Source organism: Micromonospora sp. CA-248089 (genome assembly GCF_050948515.1).
Lineage (GTDB): Bacteria > Actinomycetota > Actinomycetes > Mycobacteriales > Micromonosporaceae > Micromonospora.
Genome location: NZ_CP192016.1, coordinates 1,797,550 through 1,824,268, shown reverse-complemented (window position 1 = coordinate 1,824,268; position 26,719 = coordinate 1,797,550). Strand labels below are relative to the sequence as shown.

26 protein-coding genes and 1 tRNA gene are annotated in these 26,719 nt (G+C 72.8%); 14 read left to right on the top strand and 13 right to left on the bottom strand.

What is annotated here, in order from left to right:
- Positions 1–439: 439 nt before the first annotated feature.
- Both ACQP26_RS08890 and ACQP26_RS08885 read right to left on the bottom strand, forming a co-directional pair.
- A tRNA-Val gene (locus tag ACQP26_RS08890) sits at positions 440–511 on the bottom strand.
- A gap of 50 nt (positions 512–561) precedes the next feature.
- Entirely contained in the window at positions 562–1,101 is a 540-nt protein-coding gene (locus ACQP26_RS08885; protein ID WP_433496109.1) for a TIGR02611 family protein, read from the bottom strand.
- A 275-nt stretch (positions 1,102–1,376) separates the two neighbouring features.
- Between ACQP26_RS08885 and ACQP26_RS08880 the strand changes: the two genes are divergently transcribed.
- Positions 1,377–1,808, top strand: coding sequence for an SsgA family sporulation/cell division regulator (locus tag ACQP26_RS08880; RefSeq protein WP_007457244.1), 432 nt, complete (start codon positions 1,377–1,379; stop codon positions 1,806–1,808).
- Positions 1,809–1,882: 74 nt separating this feature from the next.
- Here the strand turns inward: ACQP26_RS08880 and ACQP26_RS08875 are convergent, their stop codons facing one another.
- Positions 1,883–2,659, bottom strand: a complete 777-nt coding sequence (locus ACQP26_RS08875) for a glucose 1-dehydrogenase (RefSeq protein ID WP_433495405.1) — start codon at positions 2,657–2,659, stop codon at positions 1,883–1,885.
- 188 nt (positions 2,660–2,847) lie between these two features.
- Here ACQP26_RS08875 and ACQP26_RS08870 point away from each other — a divergent pair, with 188 nt between their 5' ends.
- Together ACQP26_RS08870 and ACQP26_RS08865 are read left to right on the top strand one after the other, a co-directional pair.
- Positions 2,848–3,765, top strand: a complete 918-nt coding sequence (locus ACQP26_RS08870) for a helix-turn-helix transcriptional regulator (RefSeq protein ID WP_433495404.1) — start codon at positions 2,848–2,850, stop codon at positions 3,763–3,765.
- A gap of 7 nt (positions 3,766–3,772) precedes the next feature.
- Positions 3,773–4,228, top strand: a complete 456-nt coding sequence (locus ACQP26_RS08865; RefSeq protein WP_281578572.1) for an RrF2 family transcriptional regulator — start codon at positions 3,773–3,775, stop codon at positions 4,226–4,228.
- Here the strand turns inward: ACQP26_RS08865 and ACQP26_RS08860 are convergent, their stop codons facing one another.
- Both ACQP26_RS08860 and ACQP26_RS08855 read right to left on the bottom strand, forming a co-directional pair.
- Complete coding sequence (locus tag ACQP26_RS08860; protein ID WP_433495403.1) at positions 4,229–4,840, bottom strand: malonic semialdehyde reductase; 612 nt, start codon at positions 4,838–4,840, stop codon at positions 4,229–4,231. It abuts the gene before it with no gap.
- Positions 4,837–5,400, bottom strand: a complete 564-nt coding sequence (locus tag ACQP26_RS08855) for a flavin reductase family protein (RefSeq protein ID WP_269701045.1) — start codon at positions 5,398–5,400, stop codon at positions 4,837–4,839. The genes ACQP26_RS08860 and ACQP26_RS08855 overlap by 4 nt, the downstream gene beginning before the upstream one ends.
- A 393-nt stretch (positions 5,401–5,793) precedes the next feature.
- Between ACQP26_RS08855 and ACQP26_RS08850 the strand changes: the two genes are divergently transcribed.
- Together ACQP26_RS08850 and ACQP26_RS08845 are read left to right on the top strand one after the other, a co-directional pair.
- On the top strand, positions 5,794–5,967 hold the full coding sequence (locus tag ACQP26_RS08850; protein WP_269701047.1) for a DUF4236 domain-containing protein: 174 nt from the start codon (positions 5,794–5,796) through the stop codon (positions 5,965–5,967).
- A 112-nt stretch (positions 5,968–6,079) separates the two neighbouring features.
- Positions 6,080–6,598, top strand: a complete 519-nt coding sequence (locus tag ACQP26_RS08845; RefSeq protein ID WP_269701048.1) for a potassium channel family protein — start codon at positions 6,080–6,082, stop codon at positions 6,596–6,598.
- On the opposite strand, the gene ACQP26_RS08840 is transcribed toward ACQP26_RS08845, so the two are convergent.
- Positions 6,564–7,466 carry a hypothetical protein gene (locus ACQP26_RS08840; protein ID WP_433495402.1) on the bottom strand — a complete coding sequence of 301 codons (903 nt, stop codon included), beginning with the start codon at positions 7,464–7,466 and terminating at the stop codon, positions 6,564–6,566. The two genes, ACQP26_RS08845 and ACQP26_RS08840, sit on opposite strands and share 35 nt — an antisense overlap.
- A 47-nt stretch (positions 7,467–7,513) precedes the next feature.
- A complete protein-coding gene (locus ACQP26_RS08835) occupies positions 7,514–8,035 on the bottom strand; it encodes a VOC family protein (protein ID WP_269701050.1) in 522 nt (173 codons plus the stop codon).
- Between the two features lie 50 nt (positions 8,036–8,085).
- Between ACQP26_RS08835 and ACQP26_RS08830 the strand changes: the two genes are divergently transcribed.
- Together ACQP26_RS08830 and ACQP26_RS08825 are read left to right on the top strand one after the other, a co-directional pair.
- A complete protein-coding gene (locus ACQP26_RS08830; RefSeq protein ID WP_269701051.1) occupies positions 8,086–8,556 on the top strand; it encodes a MarR family winged helix-turn-helix transcriptional regulator in 471 nt (156 codons plus the stop codon).
- 48 nt (positions 8,557–8,604) lie between these two features.
- Complete coding sequence (locus ACQP26_RS08825) at positions 8,605–10,173, top strand: tetratricopeptide repeat protein (protein WP_433495401.1); 1,569 nt, start codon at positions 8,605–8,607, stop codon at positions 10,171–10,173.
- 4 nt (positions 10,174–10,177) lie between these two features.
- Here the strand turns inward: ACQP26_RS08825 and ACQP26_RS08820 are convergent, their stop codons facing one another.
- Both ACQP26_RS08820 and ACQP26_RS08815 read right to left on the bottom strand, forming a co-directional pair.
- Positions 10,178–11,578 carry a sensor histidine kinase gene (locus tag ACQP26_RS08820; protein ID WP_433495400.1) on the bottom strand — a complete coding sequence of 467 codons (1,401 nt, stop codon included), beginning with the start codon at positions 11,576–11,578 and terminating at the stop codon, positions 10,178–10,180.
- Positions 11,575–12,231, bottom strand: coding sequence for a response regulator transcription factor (locus tag ACQP26_RS08815; RefSeq protein ID WP_433495399.1), 657 nt, complete (start codon positions 12,229–12,231; stop codon positions 11,575–11,577). Before ACQP26_RS08815 ends, ACQP26_RS08820 begins: the two co-directional genes overlap by 4 nt.
- Positions 12,232–12,326: 95 nt before the next feature.
- Here ACQP26_RS08815 and ACQP26_RS08810 point away from each other — a divergent pair, with 95 nt between their 5' ends.
- Together ACQP26_RS08810 and ACQP26_RS08805 are read left to right on the top strand one after the other, a co-directional pair.
- Positions 12,327–13,436, top strand: coding sequence for a LolA family protein (locus tag ACQP26_RS08810; RefSeq protein ID WP_433495398.1), 1,110 nt, complete (start codon positions 12,327–12,329; stop codon positions 13,434–13,436).
- Between the two features lie 241 nt (positions 13,437–13,677).
- The gene (locus ACQP26_RS08805; RefSeq protein WP_269706885.1) at positions 13,678–15,897 is read left to right on the top strand and encodes a HelD family protein; all 2,220 of its coding nucleotides are present in this window, start codon (positions 13,678–13,680) and stop codon (positions 15,895–15,897) included.
- 71 nt (positions 15,898–15,968) lie between these two features.
- On the opposite strand, the gene ACQP26_RS08800 is transcribed toward ACQP26_RS08805, so the two are convergent.
- Entirely contained in the window at positions 15,969–16,391 is a 423-nt protein-coding gene (locus ACQP26_RS08800) for a hypothetical protein (RefSeq protein WP_269701057.1), read from the bottom strand.
- 283 nt (positions 16,392–16,674) lie between these two features.
- On the opposite strand from ACQP26_RS08800, the gene ACQP26_RS08795 reads away from it, so the two are divergent.
- The gene (locus ACQP26_RS08795; RefSeq protein ID WP_433495397.1) at positions 16,675–17,049 is read left to right on the top strand and encodes a hypothetical protein; all 375 of its coding nucleotides are present in this window, start codon (positions 16,675–16,677) and stop codon (positions 17,047–17,049) included.
- A gap of 61 nt (positions 17,050–17,110) precedes the next feature.
- Here the strand turns inward: ACQP26_RS08795 and ACQP26_RS08790 are convergent, their stop codons facing one another.
- From ACQP26_RS08790 to ACQP26_RS08780, 3 genes are all read right to left on the bottom strand, one after another.
- The gene (locus ACQP26_RS08790) at positions 17,111–18,100 is read right to left on the bottom strand and encodes a sporulation protein (RefSeq protein ID WP_269701058.1); all 990 of its coding nucleotides are present in this window, start codon (positions 18,098–18,100) and stop codon (positions 17,111–17,113) included.
- Positions 18,101–18,203: 103 nt separating this feature from the next.
- The gene (locus ACQP26_RS08785; RefSeq protein ID WP_269701059.1) at positions 18,204–18,980 is read right to left on the bottom strand and encodes a DeoR/GlpR family DNA-binding transcription regulator; all 777 of its coding nucleotides are present in this window, start codon (positions 18,978–18,980) and stop codon (positions 18,204–18,206) included.
- Positions 18,981–19,014: 34 nt separating this feature from the next.
- Positions 19,015–21,024: a beta-galactosidase gene (locus ACQP26_RS08780; RefSeq protein WP_433495396.1), complete on the bottom strand. Its 2,010-nt coding sequence runs from the start codon at positions 21,022–21,024 to the stop codon at positions 19,015–19,017.
- Between the two features lie 243 nt (positions 21,025–21,267).
- On the opposite strand from ACQP26_RS08780, the gene ACQP26_RS08775 reads away from it, so the two are divergent.
- Genes ACQP26_RS08775 through ACQP26_RS08760 form a run of 4 tightly spaced genes read left to right on the top strand, consistent with a single transcriptional unit; the run spans position 21,268 to position 26,699 of the window.
- On the top strand, positions 21,268–22,635 hold the full coding sequence (locus ACQP26_RS08775) for an ABC transporter substrate-binding protein (protein ID WP_433495395.1): 1,368 nt from the start codon (positions 21,268–21,270) through the stop codon (positions 22,633–22,635).
- Between the two features lie 22 nt (positions 22,636–22,657).
- Positions 22,658–23,614 (top strand): carbohydrate ABC transporter permease, encoded by a 957-nt coding sequence (locus ACQP26_RS08770; protein ID WP_269701063.1) that lies wholly within the window; start codon positions 22,658–22,660, stop codon positions 23,612–23,614.
- Positions 23,611–24,492 (top strand): carbohydrate ABC transporter permease, encoded by an 882-nt coding sequence (locus ACQP26_RS08765; RefSeq protein ID WP_433495394.1) that lies wholly within the window; start codon positions 23,611–23,613, stop codon positions 24,490–24,492. The genes ACQP26_RS08770 and ACQP26_RS08765 overlap by 4 nt, the downstream gene beginning before the upstream one ends.
- Complete coding sequence (locus ACQP26_RS08760; protein WP_433495393.1) at positions 24,489–26,699, top strand: alpha-galactosidase; 2,211 nt, start codon at positions 24,489–24,491, stop codon at positions 26,697–26,699. Before ACQP26_RS08765 ends, ACQP26_RS08760 begins: the two co-directional genes overlap by 4 nt.
- Positions 26,700–26,719 lie beyond the last annotated feature (20 nt).

Below are 26,719 nucleotides of genomic sequence, written 5' to 3'. Positions count from 1 at the left end.
CCAGGCACCACCACGGTCCTGGATTGGGCCATCCTTGTGGGATGCCGGCGTGAAGCTCTCGACCTCGCCGGTCTTGCCCGAGCGAGACCGCGGTTCGATCACCTGAGTCAGAGTCGCGGACCCGCCCGCGGTATCCGAGTCTTGGGGCCAGCCTCGCCGGAAGTCGACGCTGCCGGAGGCCGTCGGACGGGTGGTACCCGGCACTGCAGTCGCTTCGGACCGCAGGAGAAGTGTCCAAGCTGCTCGGGGGTGGAGTTCACCAACAATCGACCCGAGTGAGTGGGCGCCGACGAGCGCCCACCGAGGACTGTAGGGGCTGCCAGGAGACCATAGGGCGGGAGCGCCATGCTCCCAATCTGCTCCCAATTTAAGGGGCAACAGCGGCGAAGCCCGTTACCGGTTGTCCGGTAACGGGCTTCTGACCTGCGTACATCTACGGTGGGCGATACTGGGATCGAACCAGTGACCTCTTCGGTGTGAACGAAGCGCTCTCCCGCTGAGCTAATCGCCCTCAGCGCGCATGACTCTACCCGATCACCCGCCCGGACCAAAAACCGGGCCTCAGTGCGTCGCGAGGTAGTGCAGCGCCTCCGCCACCACGTCGATGCCGAAGCTGTACTTGAGCGACAGCCACACCACCACCGACACGAACGCGAGCCCTACCGCCCCGAGCACGAACCGCACCCCCAGTGACCGCTGCTTCACCCAGCGCGTCCAGGAGTTGACGTGCCGGCGGGTGAAGGCGAGCAGCCGTCGCGCCCAGTGGAACTCGACCGCCCAGACGCCGAGGCCGGCGATGACCAGCAGCCACCCGGGGCCGGGCAGTGGGATCAGCGCGATGCCGACCGTCACGACGATGGCGCCGAGGATGCCGATGAAGATCTTCAGGGCGACGCGGCCGGTGGGGTTGGCGCGGATGAGGTCGAGCGTGGTGTGCAGGCGCCCGCGCCAGCCCCGTCGCCGGCGGCGCTGCTCCATGAGAGCGCCTTGCGACCGCCCTTCCACCGGCACCTCGTACCCCCGACTTTCGGCTGCTCGGGCCGCACCTTTTGGCGATTCGGCCGTGGTCCGCGACGTCACCGAGGAGCCCCTCGTGACCATTTCCACCCCCAGTGTCGCGCGGGACCGTCACCCCTGCTCACGACTGGACGTTACCGGAGTAAGTCGACGACTGAACCACCCGTTGCCGGGCGGAACGACGCAGTGGGCGGAACCAGAAATCCTACGCCGGGCCGAGCGGTCCCGGAGGGGCTTTCGGAACCCCTTCCCACCACTGGGTGAAGTCAGCGTATGGCGGAGCGTAGCCAGGAGCAGCACCTGAGTATGGGAAAAGCGGGACACGCGCGTTCCGCAGCGGTGCCGGGGGGAGAACGTCCATGAGTGTCATCCGACCGACGACCGTAGAGGTCGAGACGTCGCTAAGGCTCGTCGCGCCTGACGCCACCGCCTTGCCGGTGCGTGCCAGTCTGCGTTACGACCCTGCTGACCCGTATGCGGTCCATGTCCTGTTCCATGCCGAGTCCGCCGGCGGCGAGGCGGTGAGCTGGTCGTTCGCTCGCGAACTGCTGGTCACCGGGCTCGACGAACCGGCCGGCATCGGTGATGTGCGGGTCTGGCCGTGGGCCACGCCGCGCGGCGACTTCGTCGCGCTCGCGCTGTCGTCCCCGGACGGCAACGCCCTGTTCGAGGTCCCGCGCAGCGTGCTGGTGCGCTTCCTGCGCCGGACCTACGTCGTCGTCCCGCGCGGCCGCGAGGCCGAGCACCTGGACGTCGACACCGCGGTGAACCGGCTGCTGGCCGGTCGCTGACACGGCGGCACCCGGGGCCGCGCGGATCTGCCGAGTCCGCGCGGCCCCGGGCCGTCTGCAACCGGGGGTACGCGTCAGCCGCGCGTGGTGATCCCGCCGTCGACCGGGATGACCGCTCCGGTCAGGTACGCGCCTGCCCGCGACGCCAGGTAGATCGCCGTGCCCGCCATGTCCTCGGGGCGGCCGATCCGGCCCAGCGGCACCTGCTGCTCGATGGCCGCGCGCGACTCGGGGTCGTCCAGCGCGAACGCCATCATCTTGCTCTCGAACGGTCCGGGCGCGATCGCGTTGACGGTGATCTGCTCACCGGCGAGCTGGTGCGCGAGGCCACGGGTGAGCATGTGCACCGCCGCCTTGGTGGCCGAGTACGCGTACACCTCCATCCACGGCACCCGGATGCCGTCGATCGACCCGATGTTGATCACGCGGGACGGGTCGTCGGCGCCCGCGGCGGCGCGCAGTTGCGGCAGCAGCGCGGTGGTGAGCCGGAAGACGGCCTTGACGTTCACCGCCCAGAGCTTGTCGAAGGCGCTCTCCGGGTACTCCTCCAGCGGCGCGCCCCAGGTGGCGCCGGCGTTGTTGACGAGCACGTGCAGCCGGTCGTGGCGTTCCCGCACGGCCTCGGCCAGCGCCAGCGCGCCCACGTCGCTGCCCAGGTCGGCCGGGATCGCCTCGCAGTGCCCCTCGGCGGAGAGTTCCTTGGCGACCGATTCGCACACATCCGCCTTGCGCGAGGAGATGATCACCTTGGCGCCGGCCCGGACGAAGCCGCGCGCGATCATCAGTCCGATCCCGCGTGAGCCGCCGGTGACCAGGACCGTCTTGCCGTCGACCGAGAACAGATCCGTCATGCCCATCCCATCGCCGTCGCCCGGCCGCGGGCCGGTCGGCCGGGGCCGCGTGGCCGGGTGCGCAACGCACGCCGGCCCGGGTCTTACCGATCGGTAACCTAACCGTCCGCCTCGGGTGCCGACAAGAGCGCCCCCGAGCGGGCGAAACCGTCGAGATGCAACGTGCGGGCGCTCCGGTTACCGTCGGGATGATGGTCACTACCGGTCAGCCCTCCCCGGCCACCCGCACCGGCCTGCCGGAGCTCCGCCCCGGCACCGACGAGATCGTCACCGGTGTGCTCGGCGACCTCCCCGCCGAGCCCGGCTGGCCCCGCCCGGTCCTGCTCGACCGTGATCTGCTGGTGCTGGTCACCCACGGCCACGGCACCGCCGAGCTGGACTTCCGGCCGGTCCCCTGCCGTCCGGGCACGCTGCTGCGCGCGCATCCCGGCCAGGCCCTGCGGTTCGTCGGCGCGCAGCTCGACGCGACTGTGGTGAGCTGGCGGCCGGAGGCGCTGCGCGGCCTCGACGTCGACCCGGACGCGGTGCCGGCCCACCGTCAGCTCGCCGGTGAGGACGAGGACGCGGTGATCAGCGAGGTGAGCCAGCTCGCCGTGGACGCCGACCGGCACGCGCTGGTGCCGGCCGCCGCGGCGCTGCTGCGCCACCAGCTCGCCGTCCTGCTGCTGCGGCTGAGCCTGCTTCCGCATCCGGGCAACGCCGCGACGCCCCGGGCCGAGACGGAGACGTTCCGGCGGTTGTGCCGCGAGGTGGAACGCGACTACCGGCACACCCGCCGGGTGGAGGACTACGCCGCCCGGCTCGGCTGTTCGGTGCGTACCCTGACCCGGGCCTGCCTGGCGGTGACCGGCCGCAGCGCCAAGCAGGTGATCGACGAGCGGGTCGCGTTGCAGGCGTGCCGGCTGCTGGCCGCCACCGACGAGTCGATCGCCGCGATCGGCCGGGAGCTGGGTTTTCCCGAGCCGACGAACTTCGGCCGCTTCTTCACCCGGGAGGTCGGGGTGAGCCCGGGGACGTTCCGGGCCGAGCGCGAGCGCCCGCTGCCCGTCCGTCTGGTGCGACCCCGGCCGCCCGCCGACTCCCCCGCCCCGACCGGCCAGGCATGATGGCACTGTGCAGATCTCCGCGCGCGGCGACTACGCGGTCCGGGCAGCCCTGAGCCTGGCCACCGCGTACCCCACACTGCTGTCCACCCAGGCCATCGCGGCGGAGCAGGACATGCCGCGCAAGTTCCTCGAGGCGGTCCTGGCCGACATGCGCCGGGCCGGGGTGGTCCGGGCCCAGCGCGGCGCCGAGGGCGGGTACACGCTGGCCCGGCCGCCGCGCGAGATCACCATCGGGCACGTGTTGCGCGCCGTCGACGGTCCGCTCGCCGGGGTACGCGGGCTGCGCCCCGAGGAGACCCGGTACGAGGGGGCGGCGGAGAACCTGCCCCGCCTCTGGGTGGCGGTGCGCGCCTCGGTGCGCCGGGTGGTCGACGAGGTCAGCCTGGACGAGCTGGTCAGCGGCCGGCTGCCGGCCCATGTGCGCAAGCTGACCGCCCAGCCGGACGCGTGGGAGCCCCGCTGATCACAGCGTGCTGACCACGTCGTCGTAGGACAGGCGCGGCAGTCGTTCCCGCCAGGCGTCCGGCGCCGGGCGGCCGATGTTCATCAGCAGCAGCACCCGGTGCCGCCCGTCGGGGAAGAACTCCCGTTCCACCCCGGCCGCGTCGAAGCCGGCCATCGGGCCGGCGGCCAGCCCGGCGGCGCGTACGCCGACGATCAGGTAGCCGATCTGGAGCGCGGCGTTGAACCGGGCCTGCGCCTCCCGGCCCGCCGGGTCGCCGGCGAACCAGTCGCGGGCGCCGGGGCGGTGCGGGAACAGCTCGGGCAGCCGGTCGTGCCAGTCCACGTCGGCGGCGAGCACCGCGGTCAGCGGCGCGGTCGCCGTCTTGTCCCGGTTGCCGGTGCTGACGTACGGCAGCAGCCGCGCCCGGGCGTGCGCGGAGCGCAGCAGCAGCACCCGCAGCGGCTGGGCGTTCATCGCGGTCGGGCCGTACCGGACCAGGTCGTGGACGGCGCGGACGTGCTCGTCGCCGACCGGCTCGTCGGTGAACGCGTTTGCGGTGCGGGCCGCCCGGAACAGCAGGTCCTGGGCGGCCCGGTCGAGCGCGATCAACTCGTCGGCGGCGGTGGTCACCACGCCTCGGGCCAGTCGCCGAGCGCGCCGGCGCAGCGGTCGCCGTCGTGCAGCAGCGGGTCGCCGTCCTCGCCCGCGCCGAGGGCGAGCGGTTCGCCGAGCAGGATGGTGTGGTCGCCCGCGTCGAGCCGGCGTACCACCCGGCACAGCAGCACGGCGAGCGCGTCGCCGATCAGGGGCACGCCGAACGGCCCGGTGGTCCAGCCCGGGTGGGCGCTGAACCGGTCGATGCCGCTGGTGGCGAAGATCTGCGCGAGTTCCTGCTGCCCGGCGGCGAGCAGGTGCACGGCGACGTGCTCGGCCTGCTCGACGGTGGGCCAGGTCGAGGACGCGCGGCCGAGGCAGACCGAGACCAGCGGCGGGTCGAGCGACACCGAGGTGAACGCGGTGGCGGTGAATCCGGCCGGTGGCAGGTCCGCCCGCATCCGGTTGCCGCGCAGGCCGGGGGTGGTGACCACGGTGACCGTGGACGCCTGGCGGCGCAGCAGGCCGCGGAACGAGTCGACGTCGACCGGGCGCAGCTCGACGGTGGCGGCGCCGGGCCGGTCCAGGGTGGTCATGACGACACCAGCTCACGACGTGACGGTGCATGCACGTGGTCCACGAGAGCCTCCAGTCCAGGGGTAGCAGCTGCGGCGCTGTGTTCTCTCTCGGTACCCCCGGATGAGGGAAGCGATGCGGGGCGACCGGCACTCATGCTGCCGACCGCTCACCGCGCCGGTCAACGCTCTTCCAGAGAGTGAGACTTTCGTCGCTGGCATTGTTACTAACCGTCTCTACCAGCATCTACGACTCCTTAACACCTACCCGTTGAATAGAGATTCTGCCCGGTGGCAGTCCCACCGTCCAGAGCGGAGCGGGCAGGGTTTCGCGAATCGTTGATACGGGCATGTTCGATGCCGCGAAGGCATGCAGACGACTGCAGAGGCAGGGAGACGAAGGAGGCACCCCCGATGGGCGTCCAGTTCCGCAAGCGTAAGAAGTTCGGACCGCTGATCCTCCACTTCACCCAGAACGGCTTCTCGTCGTGGAGCATCAAGATCGGCCGTTGGTCCTGGAACTCGAACACCCGCGCCCACCGCGTGGACCTTCCGGGGCCGCTGTCGTGGAAGCAGGACAAGGCCTGAACTTCCCAGGCGACGAGCGGGGTGCCGGCTGACCGTCGGCACCCCGCTCGTCGTCTGCGCCAGGTTCGCGGTTCCGCCGGCCAGGGCGTCCCGGTGACCGGAGAATCGCCGCATGGCGGACGTGTTACTGCGGCGGTTGCGACGGCGGGCCCTGGCGGCCTGCGCGCTCATGCTGGTCGGCTACTTCCTGGTGCCGGTCGAGGCCGATCCGAACGGCCTGCGGCTGGCCCTGCGCTCGATCGGCACGGCGGTCCTGGTTGCCGTGATCGCGTTCCTGGTCACCGGCCAGGTCCGCCGCCAGCTCGTCAAGGACCAGCCGACCGGCCGGGACGAGGACCGGGCACTGACCCGGCTCGCGGTCGCGCTGATCGCCGGGCTGCTGGTCTTCGCGCTCGGCGACTACGTGGTGGCGAACACCCGGCCCGGCGAGTTCGTCGGCCTGCGGACCCGGGTCGACGCGCTCTACTTCGCGCTCGCGACGCTCACCACTGTCGGCTACGGCGACGTGCACGCCCAGGGGCAGATCGCCCGGGTGGCGGTGTGCGCGCAGATGGTGTTCAGCATCGGGGTGGTCGCCACCGGAGCGTCGATAGTGGTCAAGCAGATGACCCAGCGTGCGGGACGGCGCTGATCAGCACGTCCCCGCCGAGCCGGCCGTGCTCGGGGTCGCGGGTCACCGCGCCGGAGGCGAGCAGCGACGCCAGCGCCCGGTTGGCGTCGGCGGCCCGGTAGACGGTCGATGTGGCGGCGAAGCGGCGCAGCTCGGTGACCGTACGCGGGCCGGAGCGGGCCAGCTCGGCCAGCAGTTCCCGGCGCAGCGGGCCGGGGTCGGGGTCGAGGGAGATGTCGAGCAGCCGGCCCTGCGGGTCGGCCGGGTCGCGGTAGCGCACGCCCGCGTACTCGTCGACCGCCCAGAGCGCGTCCTTCACCGCCTCCAGCCCTCGGTCGGAGCCGGTGCCGTAGCCGAGCAGCCGCGCCGGGCCGTCCCCGTCGGGCACCAGCTCGACCTCGGTGACGAGCGGGAACCCGGCGCCGGTGAGCGCCGGGCGCAGCGACCGGCCGGGCTCGGTCACCAGGAGCAGCTCGGCCGGGCGTCCGGACCCGGCGGCGGCGAGCAGGGCCGGGTCCGGGTCGGCGCCGTCGGCCACTGTGAGCAGCGGCGCGCCGGCCGCACCGGCGGCCTTGAGCGCCACCGGCAGCCGGTCCGGGCTACCGGGGACCAGATGCACCGCGACGTCGGCGGGGAGCGCGGCCTCGGCGGCACCGAGCCGCGTCGGCAGGTCGGTGCCGTCGTCGGCCACCACCAGCACGGTCAGCTGCCGCCCGCGCAGCCGGTCGGCGAACTCGGCCACCACCCGCAGCGCCTCCTGGGCACCGGTGGCGTCACCTCCGGCGTACGCGAGCGCGAGCGTGGCCCGCCGCGCCCGGTGCAGCGCGGCGGGGAGCCAGTGGTCGAGCCGGCGGACGAGCAGTTCGCGCAGGACGGCGTCGGTGGACATGGTGCCGTTTCTACCGCACGGCGCGGCGGCCCGGCCGTGAACCCCGCTCAGACCGGGACGGAGATGCCCACGCCGCCGCGGGTCTGCCCGCCGTAGCGCTGCCGCTCGCGGTCGAGGTCGAGCCGCCCGATGCGGGTACGCGCGGCGAGCGCGGCGTCGTCGAGCAGGTCGGCCGGGACGATCCAGACGATCTCGAACTCCAGCCCGTCCGGGTCGCGGCCGTAGAGGCTCTTGGTGGTGCCGTGGTCGGACGCGCCGACCAGCGCTCCGGCGGCGGCCAGCCGCTCGGCGGTGGCGCCCAGCTCGTCGAGCGTGTCCAGTTCCCAGGCCAGGTGGTAGAGGCCGACGGTGGCCCGGCCGGCCTGGGACGCCCCGGCCGCCGCACCGATCTCGAACAGGCCGAGGTCGTGGTCGTTGGTGGAGTCGGGCGCCTGGAGGAACGCGGCGCCGCGGAAGCCCTCGGGCGTCATCGGGACCCGGCGGAAGCCCAGTACGTCGCGGTAGAAGGCGACGCTGCGTTCCAGGTCACTGACGTAGAGAACGGCGTGATTGAGTCGGTGGATGCCCATGCCACCGACCGTACCCCGATTTTGTTGAACGTTCAACTATCGGCAGTATGATGGGCGTCATGACCCGGTGGCTGGACCCCGACGAGCAGCGGACCTGGCGTGCCTTCCTGACCGCCTCCCGGGCGCTGATGGAGACGCTCGACCGCGAGCTGCAACGCGACGCGGGCATGCCGCACGCGTACTACGAGATCCTGGTCCGCCTCTCCGAGGCCCCGGACCGGCGGCTGCGGATGAGCGAGCTGGCCGAGCTGACCGGCTCCTCGCGCAGTCGGCTCTCGCACGCCGCCGCCCGGCTGGAGGCGTCCGGCTGGATCCGCCGCGAGGACTGCCCCACCGACCGGCGCGGGCAGATCGCCGTGCTCACCGACGAGGGCTTCGCGACCCTGGCCGCCGCCGCGCCCGGCCACGTCGAGGGGGTACGTCGGCACCTGTTCGACGCGCTCAGCCCGGCCCAGGTCGACCAGCTCCGCCGGATCAGCGAGACGCTCGCCGACCACCTGACGGATTCGGGACCAAACTGATCCACTCCGGGGCTTGTACATACCGTCGCCGGACGAGCACGATGGGGCGTGTCCTCCGGCTTCGCTGACCTGACCGTCCAGGCGCACCAACTGGTGTCCGAAGGCGATCTCACCGGCGCGGAGCGGCTGCTCGCCGACGCGCTCAGCGACGCCGATCCCCGCCCCGGCAACGCCTCCCCCGAGCTGGCCGAGGCGGCCGGCCTCCAGGCCCGGGTGCTGGTCGCACTGGGCGAGCCGCACTCCGCCCGCGGCTGGGCCGCGTTCGCGTACGCGGCGGCCACCCGGCTGTTCGGCCGCTCCGACGAGCGCACCGTCACCGCCGCCGCGACGCTCGCCGCGGTGCTGCACCGGGTCGGCAGCGACGCCCGGGCCGCCCGGCTCTACTCCGACGTGATCATCGAGCTGACCGCCCGCGACGGCCCGGAGTCGCAGCGGGTGCTGGCCGCGCACGCCGACCTGGCCACCGTGGAGTACGCGCGCGGCCAGTGCGAGGTGGCCCGTGACCGGTTGCAGGACGCCTGGGAGCTGCACCGGGAGGTCTACGGCGACGGCCACCCCAGCGGCATCAAGATGCTGGCGAAGCTCGGCGCGATGGAACGCGACTGCGGCCGGTACGCCGACTCGCACGAGCACCTGACGCTCGCCGAGGAGCTGTGCCGCCTGCACCTGGACTCCGACGACCCGCTCGCCGCCCAGGTAGCAGGGCTGGCCCGGGCCGCCGCCGACCCGGACCACGTCTGCCCCGCGCCCGCCCCGGCCCCGGCGCCCGAGCCGCCGCCCGCCCGGACCACGCCGGTGGTGCCCGCCGCCCGGGTACCACCGCCCACCGAGGGCCCGCACGACCTGCCGCCGTACTCGCCGCCCGCGCTCGACGAACCCGTCGAGACGCCGCTCTACCACCCGCCCGGCCGGGCCGCCGAGACCGCGCACGTCCCGACACCGCGGACCGCGCCCGAGGCCGACGGGTTCGACGACTACCCGTGGCCGCCCGACGACCCGGCCGAGCAGCCGTGGCGCCCGGGCGCCGACCCGCTGCCGCCCACAGTGGTCGGGCTCACCGACGACGAGCCCGACGGCGTACGCCGGGTGCCGCCGCCCGCGCCCGAGGCGCCGTCGCGCTACCTGCCGGTGCACGTGCCCCGGCCACCGGTGGCCGAGCGGCGCGCCCGGCCCTGGCTGCCGCTCGTGGTGCTCGGCGTGGCGGTGGCGCTGCTGCTCGGCACCATCGCGGTGATCGCCGGGGTGTCCCGGGTGGACGACGGCCGCGACACCCCGCCACCGGCCACCAGCGCGCCGCCGCCCGCCTCGGCCGCTCCCGCGCCGACCACGGCGGCGGCCGCCGCCCCGGGCACGCCGCCCGGGCGGTTCACGCTCACCGACCGGCGCGACAGCATCGTGCTGAGCTGGACGTACCCGGCCGGTGCGGAAGGGCCGGTGGTGGTCGCCGGGGGCCGCTCCGGGCAGCCGCAGGGCACGTTCGCGACGCTGCCCGCCGGCTCGGTCGACTACATCGCCTACGGGCTCGACCGCACCACCGACTACTGCTTCACGGTGGCGCTCGTGTGGTCCACCGACACCGTCGCCCGCACCGGGCCGGTCTGCACGAAACGCCGCTGACCGCTCAGTCCGCGTCCGGCTCGGCCAGCACCGGCAGCCGTACCGTCGCGCGCAGCCCCGGCGCGACGGCGCCGGGCGTCGCGTCGGCCAGCTCCACCGTGCCACCGGCCCGGCGCACCAGCTCGCGCACGATGGCCAGGCCCAGGCCGGCGCCGCCCGCGTCGCGGGCCCGCGCGTCGTCCAGCCGGGTGAACCGGGCGAACACCCGCTCCCGGTCCGCCGCCGGGATGCCGGGCCCGTCGTCGGTCACCGTGATCAGGTGGTACGCCCCGTCCGGCCCGCTCACTGTCAGTTCCACGGTCGAGGAGGCGTGCCGCAGCGCGTTGTCCACCAGGTTCACCAGCACCCGGCGCAGCTCCCCCGCGTCCCCCTCGACCCAGCGCGGCGCGTCCGGCGGCGTCAGCCGTACCGGCGGCGACGGGTAGCGGGCGGCCACGCCGCGCAGCAACTCACCCAGCTCGACCGGGCCGACCGGGGACGACCTGCCGTCCTGCTCGTCGAGGCGGGCCAGCAGCAGCAGGTCGTCCACCAGGCGGCTCAGCCGCTCGGTGTCGGCGAGCAGGTCGTCCGCGACCGCTGGCCAGTCGGTGTCGTCGCCGAGGCGGCGCGCCACCTCCAGCTCGGTGCGCATGTTCGTCAGCGGGCTGCGCAGCTCGTGCGCGGCGTCGGCGACGAACGCCCGCTGCCGGTCCCGGGACGCGGCCAGCCGGTCCAGCATGTCGTTGAGCGTGACCGCGAGCCGGTGGATCTCGTCCTGCCCGGCCGGTACGGGCAGCCGTTCCGCCCCGGCCCGCCCGGTGATCTCGGCGGCGCCGCTGCGCAGCTGCTCGACCGGCCGCAACGTCGCGCCCACCACCCGCCAGGCCACCAGCCCGAGCCCCGCGACGAGCAGCGGGAAGCCCACCAGCAGCAGGTTGCGGACCACGCGCAGGCTGTGCCGCACGTCGGTGAGCGACTTGGCGACCAGCACCGTACGCGGCTCCTGCGGCGTGCCGGCCGGCACCGTGACCACCCGGACCGGGCCGGGCATCCCGGCGCGCCGGCCGTCCACCACCAGCCGCTGCCGCTGCCCGGGGCGCAGCTCGTCCGGGCCGAGCATCGGCACGAGGCGGTCCGCGTCGATCGAGGCGGCCCGGATCCGGCCCTGCGCGTCGACCACCTGCACCCGCAGCTGCCCGCCGGCCACCGGCAGCGGGTCCGGCAGCGCGTCCTCGGCGGTCAGCAGCGCTACCGCGTCGGCGGTACGCAGCGCCTCCTCGTCGACCGAGCGCTGCAGCGTCCAGCCCAGCGCGCCGACCAGCAGCGTCCCGCCGAACGCGAACCCGACCGCCAAGCCCAGCACGCCGAGCGCGAGCAGCCGGGCGCGCAGGCCCAGGCGCGGCAGCGGGCCGCGTACCCAGCTCATGTGGCCAGCCGGTAACCGGCGCCGCGTACCGTCTCCAGCCGCTCCCGGCCGATCTTGCGGCGCAGGTAGCCGACGTAGACCTCCACCGCGTTCGGCGCGGTGTCGACCGAGGCGTCCCAGACGTGGTCGAGCAGCTCGGTCTTGGAGACCACCTCGCCGGGGTGGCGCATCAGGTAGTCCAGCAGCGCGTACTCGCGGCTGGTCAGCACCACCTCGGTGTCGGCCCGGGTGACCCGGCGGCGGGCCGGATCGAGGCGCAGGTCGCCGACGGTGAGCACGGCCGGCCGCCGGGGCGCGCCACGGCGCAGCAGCGCCCGCAGCCGGGCCAGCAGCACCACGTACGAGAAGGGCTTGGTGAGATAGTCGTCGGCGCCGCAGTCCAGCCCGTCGGCCTGGTCGTACTCGCCGTCCTTGGCCGACAGCATCAGCACCGGCAGCCAGCGCTGCTCGGCGCGCAGCCGGCGGACCACCTCGTAGCCGGAGAGGCCGGGCAGCATCACGTCGAGGATCATCGCGTCGTACTCGCCGTGCCGGGCCGCGTCCAGCCCCTCCGGGCCGGTGGCCGCCACGTCGACCACGAAACCCTCCGCCGACAGGCCCCGGCGCAGCGCCGCCGCGAGCCGCGTCTCGTCCTCCACCACCAGCAACCGCACCGGTCCAGGGTGCCACCATGGGGTCACCCGTAGGGGATCTCCTCAGCGTGGTCACAGCGACGGTCGCGCAGCATGGTGCGCAGGAGGTGCACACTATGTCCGTGATGAAGAACCGCGCCGTGCTGCGCTGGCTGGTCCCGGTGACCGCGGGGGTCGCCGTGATCGGCGGTGGCGCCGCCGTCGGCACGTTCGCCGCCGGCGCCGACCCGGCGCTGCCGCCGCGCAGCGCCGCCCAGCTCCTGGAAGACCTGCGCACGTCCCGCCTGGACGGGCTCTCCGGCACCGTGGTGCAGCGCGCCGACCTCGGCCTGCCGCCGATCGCCGCGCTCGCCGGCCAGGCCACCGGCAACGACCTGGCCGGCCTGGTCTCCGGTACGCACACGCTGCGCGTCTGGTACGGCGGCGAGGACCGGCAGCGGCTCGCGCTGGTCGACACGCTCGGCGAGCAGGACATCCTGCGCAACGGCCGCGACGTCTGGACCTGGAACAGCCGGGAGAACACCGCCACGCACCGGGTGCTGCCGGCCGACGCGCCGGACCGGGCCACCGTGCCGGCCACCCCGGCCGACGCCGCGGACCGGGCGCTGGAGGCGATCGACCCGACCACGGCGGTCACCGTCGGCCGCACCGCTACGGTGGCCGGGCGCAGCGCGTACGAGCTGGTGCTCACCCCGCGCGACAAGGCGTCCCTGGTCCACCAGGTGCGGATCGCGCTCGACGCGAAGGAGCACGTGCCACTGCGCCTGCAGGTGCTCGCCGACGGCCAGGACGAGCCGGCCTTCCAGGTGGCGTTCACCCAGGTCGACTTCCGCACGCCGGAGGCCGACCAGTTCCGGTTCAACCCGCCGCCCGGCGTGAAGGTCACCGAGGCGACCGAGGGCGAGCGGCCCGGACCGGCCGGGAAGCGGTTCGACCGCAAGGACGCCGAGAAACCGGACGTGGGTACCGTCGGCACCGGCTGGACCACGGTGGTGGTCGCCAAGATCGGCGATGCGGCGACCGGCGGCGGCGCGAAGCCCGGCGCGGACGCGCCGGACGCCCAGATGCTGTCGAAGGTGCTCGGCGACCTGCCGAAGGTCAGCGGCGACTGGGGCAGCGGCCGGCTGCTCAGCGGCAAGCTGTTCAGCGTGCTGCTGACCGACGACGGCCGGGTGATCGCCGGTCTGGTCACGCCGGAGCGGCTCTACGAGGCCGCGAAGGGCTGAGAACTGCCGTGCCCGGGGCTCGGTCGGCTGACGCCGGCCGGGCCCCGAGTCGTGTCCGGGCTTGGTCGGGTGGCGGCCGACGCGCTATCTTTCTCAGTTCAGGCACAAAAAAGGAATGGCTTCTGAATGCCATTCCTGCGGCAATTTTAGTCAATGAGGAGCCGGATTGTCAACGCACTCCGACGTGTCGGCTGACCTGCGCCAGGACGACGAGATCGGCCGGGAGCAGGAATACGTCTCGATGCTGTACGACCGGCTGGACGGCATGCGGGAACAGGCCGCCCGGCGGCTCGACGAGGAGTTGCGCCACACCGGCGGCACACAGCAGGCCCGGTCGCAGCGCGACTCGACAGTGGCGATGTACGCCGACCAGGTCGAGCAGTTCTCCGCGGTGGAGAGCGGCCTGTGCTTCGGCCGCCTCGACGGAGACGACGGCGCGGTCCGCTACATCGGCCGGATCGGGATCTTCGACTCCTCCGGCGACTACGACCCGCTGTTGATGGACTGGCGCGCCCCGGCCGCCCGCCCGTTCTACCTGGCCACCGCCGCCAACCCGCAGGGCGTACGCCGCCGGCGCCACCTGCGGACCCGCGACCGCAAGGTGACCGGGCTCAACGACGAGGTGCTGGACATCGCCGCCGCCTCCCCCACCGCGCACGAGGAGCTGACCGGCGAGGCGTCGCTGCTCGCCGCGCTCAACGCCGGGCGGACCGGCCGGATGCGCGACATCGTCGAGACCATCCAGGCCGAGCAGGACCGGATCATCCGCGCCGACCTGCCCGGCGTGATGGTGGTGCAGGGCGGCCCCGGTACCGGCAAGACGGCGGTGGCGCTGCACCGGGCCGCGTACCTGCTCTACACCCACCGCCAGCAGCTCTCCACCCGGGGTGTGCTGCTGGTCGGCCCGAACGCCACGTTCCTGCGCTACATCTCCCAGGTGCTGCCCACGCTGGCCGAGACCGGCGTGCTGCTGCGTACCCAGGCCGACCTGTTCCCCGGCGTACACGCCCGCCGCGCGGAGCCGGCCACCACCGCGGCGCTGAAGGGCCGCGCGGTGCTCGCCGACGTGCTCGCTGCGGCGGTTCGGGACCGGCAGTGGGTGCCCGACGAGCCGGTCACCATCGAGCTGCCGCAACGGGAGGTGCTCACGCTCGACCCGGAGACCGTGCGGCAGGCCCGCGACCGGGTACGCCGCACCGGCCGCCCGCACAACCTGGCCCGCGCCCTGTTCGACGTGGAGATCGTGCACGCGCTCGCCGACCAGGTGGCCGAACGGATCGGCGCCGACCCGCTGGGCGGGGAGAACCTGCTCTCCGAGGCCGACCGCGCGGAGATCCGCCGCGAGCTGCGCGAGGAGCCGGAGATCCGGGCCGCGCTGGACGAGCTGTGGCCGGTGCTCACCCCGCAACGCCTGCTCGCCGACCTGTACGCCTCGCCGGAGCGGATCGCCACCGCCGCGCCGATGCTCACCGACGCCGAGCGGGCCGCGCTGCACCGCGAGCCGGGCGGCTGGACGCCCGCCGACGTGCCGCTGCTGGACGAGGCCGCCGAGCTGCTCGGCGAGGACGAGCGCGCCGCCGTGGCGCGCCGGGAGCGGATCCGGGCGCTGGAACGCGAGTACGCCGAGGGCGTGCTGGAGATCTGGCGTGGCTCCCGCTCCATCGACGTGGAGGACGAGGCAGACGGCGGTGAGATCCTGGGCGTCACCGACCTGATCGACGCCGACCGGCTCTCCGAGCGGCAGGAGGAGTCCGACCGGCTCACCACCGCCCAGCGCGCCGCCGCCGACCGGACCTGGGCGTTCGGGCACGTGATCGTGGACGAGGCGCAGGAGCTGTCGCCGATGGCGTGGCGGCTGCTGATGCGCCGCTGCCCGAGCCGGTCGATGACGATCGTCGGCGACGTGGCGCAGACCGGCGCGCTCGCGGGCACGCCGTCGTGGGGCGAGGCCCTGGCGCCGTACGTGGCGGACCGGTGGCGGCTGGAGGAGCTGACGGTCAGCTACCGCACCCCGGCCGAGATCATGGCGGTCGCCGCCGACGTGCTCGCCGAGATCGACCCGGCGCTGCGGCCACCCCGCTCGGTACGCGCCACCGGCGTACCGCCGTGGGACCGGACCGTACCGGCGGACCGCCTGGTGGCCGAGCTTGTCGACGCGACCGCCCGGGAGGCCGCGTCGCTCGGCGACGGGCGGCTCGGCGTGCTGGTACCGACCGGCCGGGTGGCCGAGCTGGGTGGTGCGGTGGTGGCGGCGCTGCCGGAGGCGACGGTGGGCGAGCAGCCGGAGCTGGCGAACCGGGTGGTGGTGCTGACCACCGAGCAGGCGAAGGGCCTGGAGTTCGACTCGGTGCTGGTGGTCGACCCGGCCCGCATCGTCTCCGAGTCCCCGAGGGGCCACAGCGACCTGTACGTGGCCCTGACGAGAGCCACCCAGCGCCTGGGCATCCTCCGCACTCCTTAGCCCCCCCCACCCACCGATCGACGCAGAAAGGGGGCGGCATCGGTGCCGCCCCCTCCGTCGTTCCGCCTCGGTCAGCCCGGGTTGGGCCGGTTGTCGGTGAAGTTGCCGACCTGGGCACCCGTGGACGAGTTGTCGCTCGTGGAGCCACCGGCCGGGGTGCTCAGGCCACCCGTACCGGCGTCACCGGTAGTCGTCGGCGCCACCTTGCCCGGGTGCTTCTCGGGCTGCCGGGCCAGCCGGCGCACACTCGCCGGACCCGCAGTACCACCGGTCGTGGTCACCGCGCCCTGGCCCCGGGTCGGTCCGCCGTCGCGCAGCACCGTCGGGTCGACGGGTACGTCCGCCGGGTCGTCCGGGTCGAGTTCCTGCCGCATCCGCTCGACGTCGGTCTGCGGCACCGTGACCTCGTCCAGCGCGCCCTCGCCGTACACGCCTCCGGCGACCCGCTGCTCGGCCCGCCGGGCGGCGTCCTGCCGCATGTCGTCCTCACGCACGTCAACCACCTCGCAGCTCTCTCGGGGTATCGGTATGGCGTGCCCGAGGGTGGGTGGCTGAAACCGGAACCGGCGGCGGGAGGACCGGTGTGCGCCCCGGTGTCCGTTTCCGGCCGCGAGCCGAGCGCGGCGGCCATCAGATCGCCACCGGCGGTTACCTTGTCTCCGGCGAGGGGTAGACCCAGGGTGCCCCCGCCACCGAGCGCGAACCGCGCCGTGGCCGACCTGCGGTAGCGGGGCGAGGGTATGCAGGTACGACTCATCAAATCCTGAGGAGGACCAGATGAGCACGCAGGCTGCATCCACCAGGCCGATGAACCGGCCGATGTCCGACGTCCAGAACCGGTCGAGCATGCAGGACACGTCGACCCGGCACATGCCGTCGATGCACGACGGCCACCGGGAGCAGATGCCGTCCCCGGGTACGGAGACGAAGCAGGCGTTCCTGACCACCGAGTTCTGGGTGTACGCCGCAGCTGTCGCACTCGTCGCGATCGCCGCGTTCTGGAAGGGCACCACCGCCAACGGCCTGAACATCAACAACCCGAACCAGGCCTGGTGGTACCTGACCGCGCTGACCGGCGCGTACCTGGTCAGCCGTGGCCTGTCGAAGGCGGGCAGCGCGCGCCGCTCCGGCAAGGAGCGCCGCGGACGTTGATCCGACGCCGCGCGAACGGCGACGCCCCCGGGATCCGTCCCGGGGGCGTCGTCGCGTGTGCTCACTCCTCGCCGAAGTCCCCGAAGTCGTCGCCGCCGCCGTCGAACGCGTCCTCGATCATCTCCCCGGCGATCATGCCGCCGGCGACACCCAGCGCGGCGCCCGCGACCACGCCGCCCATGCCCGGGCCGCGCCGCCCGTGGCCGGCGTAGCCATGACCCGGGTAGCCGTGGCCGCCTCCGTGCGGCATGCCGAAGCCCTGGGCCCGCATGCTGCCGTAGCGGCCGGTGGTCTCCCGCAGCCAGCCGTCGACGACCTGCACCCAGTCGGTACGGGCCGCGTCGGTGTGCGGGACCGAGTAGCGGCCGATGACGTCGTGCCCGGCGCTGAGGAAGCCGCCGCGCTTGTCGCACTCCAGGATCACCTCGACGCCCTGCTGGCTGGTCACGAACGTCAACTCGACCTCGGTGACCGTCTGCGCGTACTGCGGCGCGGCGAAGAACTCGATCTCCTGGTAGAACGGGAGCGTCTGCGGCACGCCGTAGATGTGGCCCCGCTCCAGGTCGGCGTTCTTGAACCGGAAGCCGAGCGCCTGGAACGCCTCCAGGATCCGCTCGTGGATCGGCAGCGGATGCACCGACACCTGGTCCAGGTCCGACTTGTCGACCGCGCGGGCGACCGCCAGTTCGGTACGCAGGCCCATGGTCATGCCGCGCAGGCGCTGGCCGTACACGTCGGTGATCGGGGTCTCCCACGGCACCGGCATCTGGAACGGGATCGACAGCTGCTGCTTCGGCGCCAGTTCGAACGCGCCGCTGACGGGCAGCCGGTGGAACTCCATGACGCCCGCGTACTCGTGGTCGCCACCCTCGATCTCGACGCGGGTGACCAGGCCGAGGTTGATCTGCTCGATGCGGGCCGGGCTGTCGCCGCCGACCAGGTTGACGTGTCCGTCCAGGGTCAGGCCCGGCCGGGTGTTCGGGTTGGTGAGCACCGTGTCGACGCTCGGGCCACCCACGCCGAACGCGCTCAACATCTTCTTGAAGACCATCGGTCACTCCCGCTGAACGGCACTCCGACATGGACCGTCGGACGCTTCGTCAGGGCACCCTAGACGGCAGGGCTGAGAACTGTCTGTGAGGCACGCCGTGGGCTCAGTCCGCCCGGACCACCACCAGTTCGCCGACCTGCTCGCCGAGTTGCCGGCGGGCCTCCGGCGGCAGGCCGCCGTCGGTGATCAGTACGTCGGCCTCCTCCAGCGGTGCGATGGTGGCGATGCCGATGGTCTCCCACTTGGTGTGGTCGGCCAGCACCACCAGCCGCCGCGCGGACCCGATCAGCCGCCGGTTCACCGCCGCCTCCAGCAGGTTGGGCGTGGTGAAGCCGGTACGCGGGCTCATCCCGTGCACGCCGAGGAAGAGCAGGTCGACGTTGAGGGCGGCGATGGCCGCCTCGGCGACCGGGCCGGTCAGCGCGTCCGACGGGGTACGGATGCCACCGGTCAGCACCACCGTCTGGTCGGCGCGGGGGTTCTGGTAGAGCGCGTCGGCCACCGGGATGGAGTTGGTGACCACTGTCAGCCCGCGTACCTCGGCCAGCCGGGCGGCCAGCGCGGCGGTGGTGGTGCCGGCGGAGAGCGCGACCGCCATCCCCGGCTCGACCAGGTCGGCGGCCCGCTCCACGATGGCGCGTTTCTCGGCCTGCTGCCGGACGGACTTGGCGGCGAAGCCGGGCTCCTCGGTGGAGCCGGGCCCGGCCAGTGTCGCGCCGCCGTGCACCTTGTCGATGAGGCCGCGGTCGGCGAGCACCTCCAGGTCGCGGCGGATCGTCATGTCGGACACCCCGAAGCGGCTGACCAGGTGCGAGACCCGGACGCCGCCGCGCTGGCGGATCAACTCCAGGATGGCGCTCTGCCGTTGCTGGGCGAGCATGGGGACCTCCTCGGCGCGAACGGCCACGTACCGGTCAGGCGGTCGCGGGCACCGGTGCGGGCTCCTCGCGGACCACCGCCACCTCACCCGCCGGCACCTCCAGGGTGCCGTCACACCTGACGCCGCCGAGCAGCTCGACGCCGCTGACCGCCAGCCGTGCCGGCTCGGTGGTGTGGTTGACCACGAACAGCCAGCTCCGGTCCGCCGAGCGGCGGCGGACCACCTCCACCCCGGGCGGCGCGCTCACCGGTGCACGGACGCCGGTCTCGTCGAGCAGGCGGGCCACCAGCCGGTCGGTGGCCTCGTCGTCGAGGCGGGTGCCGACGTACCAGGCGGCGCCCGCGCCGACGGCGTTGCGGGTCAGCGCCGGCACGCCGGGCAGCGGCCCGTCGGTGTACGCGGCCAGCACCTCCGCGCCCTCGGCGTGCAGCCACTCGGTCCACACGTCGGCGTGGGCGCCGTCGTCGAGGCGTACCGTCTCGCCGTCGCGCAGCGGGAAGAACTCCTCGACGCGTACGCCGAGCAGATCGCGGAACGCGCCGGGGTAGCCGCCGAGCCGGATGTGGTCGTGCTCGTCGACGATGCCGCTGAAGTAGGTGACCACAGCGGTGCCACCGGCCTCCACGAACCGGCGCAGCGCGTCGGCGTCGGCGTCGCGGACGAGGTAGAGCGTGGGCGCCAGGACGAGCCGGTAGCGGGACAGGTCGGCCGACGGGTGCACCACGTCGGCGGTCACCCCGGCCCGCCAGAGCGCGGCGTGCAGCGCCGACAACCGGTCGGTGTAGGTGACGTCGACGCTGGGATGGGAGTCGAGTTCGGCGCCCCACCACGCCTCGTAGTCGAACAGGATCGCCACGTCGGCGTCGACGCGGCTGCCGCGTACCTCGGCGAGCGCGCGCAGGTCGGCGCCGAGCCGGCAGACCTCGCGGAACACCTTGGTGTCCGGCCCGGCGTGCGGGACCAGCGCGGAGTGGAACTTCTCCGCGCCGGCCCGGGAGGCCCGCCACTGGAAGAACAGCACCCCGTCGGCGCCGCGCGCGACGTGGGCGAGGCTGTTGCGGCGCATCTGGCCGGGCGTCTTCGCCACATTGCGGGGCTGCCAGTTCACAGCGCTGGTGGAGTGCTCCATCAGCAGCCACGGCGCGCCACCGGCGACGCCCCGGGTGTGGTCGGCGGCCAACGCGAGGTTGACCTGCGGCTGCGGGTCGGCGGCGGTGAGGTAGTGGTCGTTGGCGACCACGTCCACGTCGGCGGCCCAGGAGTGGTAGTCCAGGTACTTGATGCCGGTGCCGATCATGAAGTTCGTGGTGACCGGTTGCGGGACGAGCCGGTTCAGCAGTTCCCGCTCGGCGCGCAGCTGGGCGCGTTGCTCGTCGGAGGAGAACCGCAGGAAGTCCAGTTGCTGCGTGGGGTTGGCGAACGTCGGCGCGGTACGTGGCGGGTTGATCTCGGCCCAGTCGTGGTAGCGCTGGCTCCAGAACGCGGTGCCCCAGGCCGCGTTGAGCGAGTCCAGGTCGCCGTAGCGCTCGCGCAGCCAGCCGCGGAACGCCTCGGCGCTGACGTCGCAGTAGCAGTGCACGTTGTGGCAGCCGAGTTCGTTGGAGACGTGCCAGAGCACGACGGCGGGGTGCCGCGCGTATCGCCGGGCGACGGCCTCGACCAGCGCGAGCGAGTGGTCCCGGAACACCGGCGAGCTGGGGCAGTACGCCTGCCGGCCGCCGGGCCAGAGCACCGTGCCGTCGGCCCGGCGGGGCAGCGTCTCCGGGTGCCGGTGTGCCAGCCACGGTGGCGGGCTGGCGGTGGCGGTGGCCAGGTCGACGCTGATGCCGCCGTCGTGCAGCAGGTCGATCGCCCGGTCCAGCCAGTCGAAGACGTACCGGCCGGGGGTGGGCTCGAGCAGGGCCCAGGAGAAGATGCCGACCGAGACCAGGTTGACCCCGGCCCGGCGCATGAGGTCGACGTCCTCGGTCCACGTCTGCTCGGGCCACTGCTCCGGGTTGTAGTCGGCGCCGTACCAGATGCCCTCACCGTGCCAGTTCCGCATGACAGCAGAGGTTGCCCCCGAACAGCACCCAAGTCAACACTTTCCAACATCGACTGAAGTTCCAACGTTTACCGGCTCTTTGCCCTGCCGCACCGGCAACGGCGACGCCTTTTTGCCCTCTTGACAGCGCCGCGCGAGGGGGTAGCTTCAAGCGCCACCGGCTGTTTTTGTTCGGACGTGTGGATTCTCGGTGGATCTGCGGCGGCCGACACGAACACCGCTCCCCGCCAACGATCACGGTCCATGAGCGCAGCGCACCTCTTCCACGCAGGAGGCACCATGTCCCGTCCCCGCTCGCAAGCCGAATACCTCGCCCGGCTCGTACCCCCGTCCGTCGCCGGCCTGAACCGGCGCTCGCTGCTCGCCGGCGCGGCCGGCGCGGGGGCGCTGCTCGGCACCGGTCTGCTCGCCGGCTGCGGCGACTCCGACTCCGGTTCCGGCGGCGACGCCAAGAGCGTCTCGCTCGGCTCGAACCAGTCGGACCCGAAGCCCAAGGACGTCGTCGCGAAGGTGATGGACGGCTTCAAGACGTCCGCCGGCGTGACCGTCAACATCAACACGGTCGACCACAACACGTTCCAGGAGAACATCAACAACTACCTGCAGGGCAAGCCGGACGACGTGTTCACCTGGTTCGCCGGCTACCGGATGCGGTTCTTCGCCGCCAAGGGCCTGGCCGGTGACCTCAGCGACGTGTGGGGCAAGCTCGACGGCTACTCCGACGCGTTCAAGAAGGCGTCCACAGGCGACGACGGCAAGCAGTACTTCGTGCCCGCGTCGTACTACCCGTGGGCCGTCTTCTACCGCAAATCGGTGTGGCAGCAGCGCGGCTACGAGGTGCCCAAGACGCTCGACGACCTCAACGCGCTCGGCGCGCAGATGAAGAAGGACGGCCTGAACCCGGTCGCGTTCGCGGACAAGGACGGCTGGCCCGCGATGGGCACGTTCGACATCCTCAACCTGCGGATCAACGGCTACCAGTTCCACATCGACCTGATGGCCGGCAAGGAGGCGTGGACCTCCGACAAGGTGAAGAAGGTCTTCGACACCTGGGCCGGGCTGCTCCCCCTGCACCAGCCGGACTCGCTCGGCCGCACCTGGCAGGAGGCCGCGCAGTCGCTGCAGCAGAAGAAGAGCGGCATGTACCTGCTCGGCCTGTTCGTCGGCCAGCAGTTCAGCGGCGCCGACCTGGAGGACCTGGACTTCTTCACGTTCCCCGAGGTCGACTCCACGATCGGCGCGAAGGCCCTGGACGCCCCGATCGACGGCTACATGATGGCCCGCAAGCCGAAGTCCAAGGACGCGGCGGAGAAGCTGCTGACGTACCTCGGCTCGAAGGAGGCGGCGGACATCACGGTCAAGAACGACCCGAGCACGCTCGTCGCCAACAGCGGCGCGGACACCGGCGCCTACACCGCGCTGCAGAAGAAGGCGGCCGAGCTGGTCGGCTCCGCCACCGAGATCGCCCAGTTCCTCGACCGCGACACCCGGCCGGACTTCGCCTCCACCGTGATGATCCCGGCGCTGCAGCAGTTCATCAAGGACCCGAAGGACATCAGCGGGCTGCTCACCAGCATCGAGAACCAGAAGAAGTCGATCTTCACCAGCTGACGGCGGAAGGGGGAAGGACATCATGTCCGACCTGCCCCTGATCCAAGCGGATCGCGCCGTGCCGCCGCCGGCCGCGACCACCACCAAGGGTGGTCGCGGCCGCCGGCTACGGCTCCTGTCCCGCACCGACCGCGTGGTCATCACGCTCATGGTGCTGGTACCCCTGCTGCTCGTCGCCGGCCTGGTCTGGCTGCCCGCGGTGGCGACGGTGCTGCTCTCCGGCACGAACTGGGACGGCATCGGCCCGATCTCCGAGATCGAGTGGGTCGGGGTCAAGAACTACGACGACGTGGTGAACATCTACCCGCCGTTCGTCCCCGCGGTGCAGAACAACCTGCTCTGGCTGGCCGCGCTGTTCGTGGTGGCCACCCCGTTCGGCATGTTCCTCGCCGTGCTGCTCGACAAGGAGATCCGCGGCAGCCGCTTCTACCAGACCGCGCTCTACCTGCCGGTGGTGCTGTCGCTGGCGCTCATCGGCTTCGTCTGGCAGCTCATCTACAGCCGCGACCAGGGGCTGCTCAACGGCGTGTTCGGCGGCGAGACCGACTGGTACGGCGACCCGAACGTCAACATCTGGGCCGTACTGGTGGCGGCCGGCTGGCGGCACGTCGGCTACATCATGCTGCTCTACCTGGCCGGCCTGAAGGGCGTCGACCCGTCGTTGCGCGAGGCCGCCGCGGTGGACGGCTCCTCGGAGACCAGCACGTTCTTCCGGGTCGTCTTCCCGGTGATGCGGCCGATCAACATCATCGTGCTGGTGGTGACGGTGATCGAGTCGCTGCGCGCGTTCGACCTGGTCTGGGTCATCAACAAGGGTCGCAACGGGCTGGAGCTGATCTCCGCGCTGGTCACCCAGAACGTGGTGGGCGAGGCGAGCCGGATCGGCTTCGGCTCGGCACTGGCGACGATCATGCTGGCCGTCTCGCTGGTCTTCATCACCATCTACCTCTGGACCGTGATGCGGGAGGACAAGCGATGACCGCCGTCTCCGCCGGCCGCCGCCGCCCCGTGCGGCCCGCCCGGGTCGCGCTGCACCTGTTCCTGGGTACGGTCGCCGTGGGCTGGCTGTTCCCGATCCTGTGGGCGGTGCTCACCTCGTTCCGCTCCTACGAGTACACCGCCGCCAACGGTTACGTGTCACTCGGCGGCTGGACGATCGACAACTACGTCACCGCCTGGCGTACCGCCGAGTTCGGCAAGCACTTCCTCAACTCGGCGTACATCACGATCCCGGCGGTGCTGCTCACGCTCTTCCTCGCCTCGTGCGTGGCGTTCGTGATCGCCCGCTTCAGCTGGAAGCTCAACATCGCGCTGCTCGGCCTGTTCACCGCGGCGAACCTGCTGCCGCAGCAGGCGCTGCTCATCCCGCTGTTCCGGATGTTCACCGAGATCCCGCTGCCGGCCTGGATGAGCGACTCGGAGCTGCTGTACGACAGCTACTGGGGACTGATCCTGGTCAACGTCGCGTTCCAGTGCGGCTTCTGCGTGTTCGTGCTCAGCAACTACATGAAGGCGCTGCCGCACGAGCTGTACGAGGCCGCGATGGTCGACGGTGCGAACGTGTGGCGGCAGTACTGGCAGGTGACGCTGCCGCTGTGCCGTCCGGCGCTGGCCGCGCTCGCCACGCTCGAGGTCACCTGGATCTACAACGAGTTCTTCTGGGCCACAGTGCTCATGCGGACCGGCGACAAGTTCCCCGTCACCAGTTCGCTGAACAACCTGCGCGGCGAGTTCTTCACCGACAACAACCTGGTCTCGGCCGGCTCCGTGCTGGTCGCGATCCCCACCCTGGTGATCTTCTTCCTGCTCCAGAAGCAGTTCGTCCGGGGTCTGACGCTGGGAGCCTCCAAGGGATGACGATCGTCCACCTGCGCCGCGCGCGGACCAGCCTGGTGCTCGACGCACGCGGCCCGGGGCTCCCCCGGGTCGTGCACTGGGGCGCCGACCTCGGCCCGCTGCCCGACGGGGATCTGCCCGCGCTCGTCGACGCCACGGTGCCGCCGGTGGTGCCGAGCAGCTTCGACGCGCCGACGGTGCTGTCGCTGCTGCCCGAGGCCAGTGCCGGGTGGAGCGGGCGGCCCGGTCTCGCCGGTCACCGCGACGGCCGGGACTGGTCGACGGCGTTCCGCCTCACCGGCCTCGACGTGCACGACGACCTCGCGGCGCCGCCGCCCCACCTGTTAGGAGGGGACCCTTCACATGCACCAGGCGTTAACAAGGGGCCCTTCCTTACCTCCGGGCGGGTGGTGGTGCGGGCGGCGGACCCGGGCGCGGGGCTGAGCCTGACCGTCGAGATCACGTTGGACGCGGCGGGTGTGCTGACCCTGCGGCACCGGCTGCGCAACGACGGCGACGGCCGGTACGAGCTACGGGAACTGACGCCCGTACTGCCGGTGCCGGCGGTCGCCACCGAACTGCTCGACCTGACCGGCCGCTGGTGCCGGGAACGCGCCCCGCAGCGGCACCCGTGGCCGATGGGCGCCTGGGTACGCGAGGGACGGCACGGCCGTACCGGCCACGACGCCACGCTGCTGCTGGTCGCGGGCACTGCTGGATTCGGGTTCCGGCACGGCGAGGTGTGGGCGGTGCACACCGCGTGGAGCGGCGACCACGTCACCGCCGCCGAGCGCCGTCCGACAGGCGAGTCCACGCTCGGCGGCGGTGAGCTGCTCGCACCCGGCGAGATCGTGCTGGGGCCGGGCGAGGAGTACGCCACTCCCCTGCTCTACGCGGCGCACTCGGCCGACGGGCTGGACGGGCTCAGCGACGCGCTGCACACCCACCTGCGGGCCCGTCCGTCGCACCCGCGTACGCCGCGGCCGGTGACGCTGAACGTGTGGGAGGCGGTCTACTTCGACCACGACCTGGACCGGCTGCGGACACTGGCCGACCGGGCCGCCGAGGTCGGGGTGGAACGCTTCGTGCTGGACGACGGCTGGTTCCGCGGCCGGCGGCACGACCAGGCCGGGCTCGGCGACTGGTGGGTCGACGGCGAGGTCTGGCCGGACGGGTTGCAGCCGCTGATCGACCACGTACGCGGGCACGGCATGCAGTTCGGGCTCTGGGTGGAGCCGGAGATGGTCAACCCCGACTCCGACCTGTTCCGCGCCCACCCGGACTGGGTGCTCCAGGCGCCGGGCCGGCTGCCACCACCGTGGCGGCACCAGCAGGTGCTCGACCTGGCCCACCCGGACGCGTACGCGTACCTGCTCGCACGGCTCGACGCGGTGCTGAGCGGGCACGACGGGCTCGCGTACCTGAAGTGGGACCACAACCGCGACCTCACCGAGGCCGGGCACGCCGGACGGCCGGGGGTGCACGCGCAGACCCTCGCGGTCTACCGGCTGCTCGACGAGCTGCGCGCCCGGCACCCGGAGGTCGAGATCGAGAGCTGCTCCTCCGGCGGCGCCCGGGTCGACCTGGAGATCCTGCGCCGTACCGACCGGGTCTGGGCCAGCGACTGCAACGACGCGTTGGAACGGCTGTCCATCCAGCGCTGGACCGGTCTGCTGCTGCCGCCGGAACTGATCGGCACGCACATCGGGCCGGAACGCTCGCACACCACGCACCGCGTGCACGACCTGAGCTTCCGCGCGGTGACCGCGCTGTTCGGCCACCACGGCATCGAGTGGGACATCAGCGCGATCGAGCCCGGCGAACGGGCCGAACTCGCCGCCTGGGTCGCGCTGCACAAGCGGCTGCGCCCGCTGCTGCACGGCGGCCGGGTGGTCCGGGTCGACCACCCGGACCCGGCCGTGCAGGCCCACGGCGTGGTCGCCCATGACGGCTCCCATGCGGTGTACGCGGTCAGCCGGGTCGCCACCTCCGCGGCCCAGGTGCCGGGCGCGGTACGGCTGCCAGGGCTGGACCCGCAGCGGCGTTACCGGGTCCGCCCGCCCGCCGAGGCGCCGGAGCCGGCGATGCTGGAGCTGTCCCCGCCGGGCTGGCTGGCCTGGCCCGGTGACGGCATCACGGTGACCGGTTCGGTGCTGGGGTCGGTCGGCCTGCAACTGCCCGCTCTCCACCCCGAACAGGCCCTGCTGCTGGAGGTGGTCGCGGCCTGACCCCGTCCACCCCGGTGATC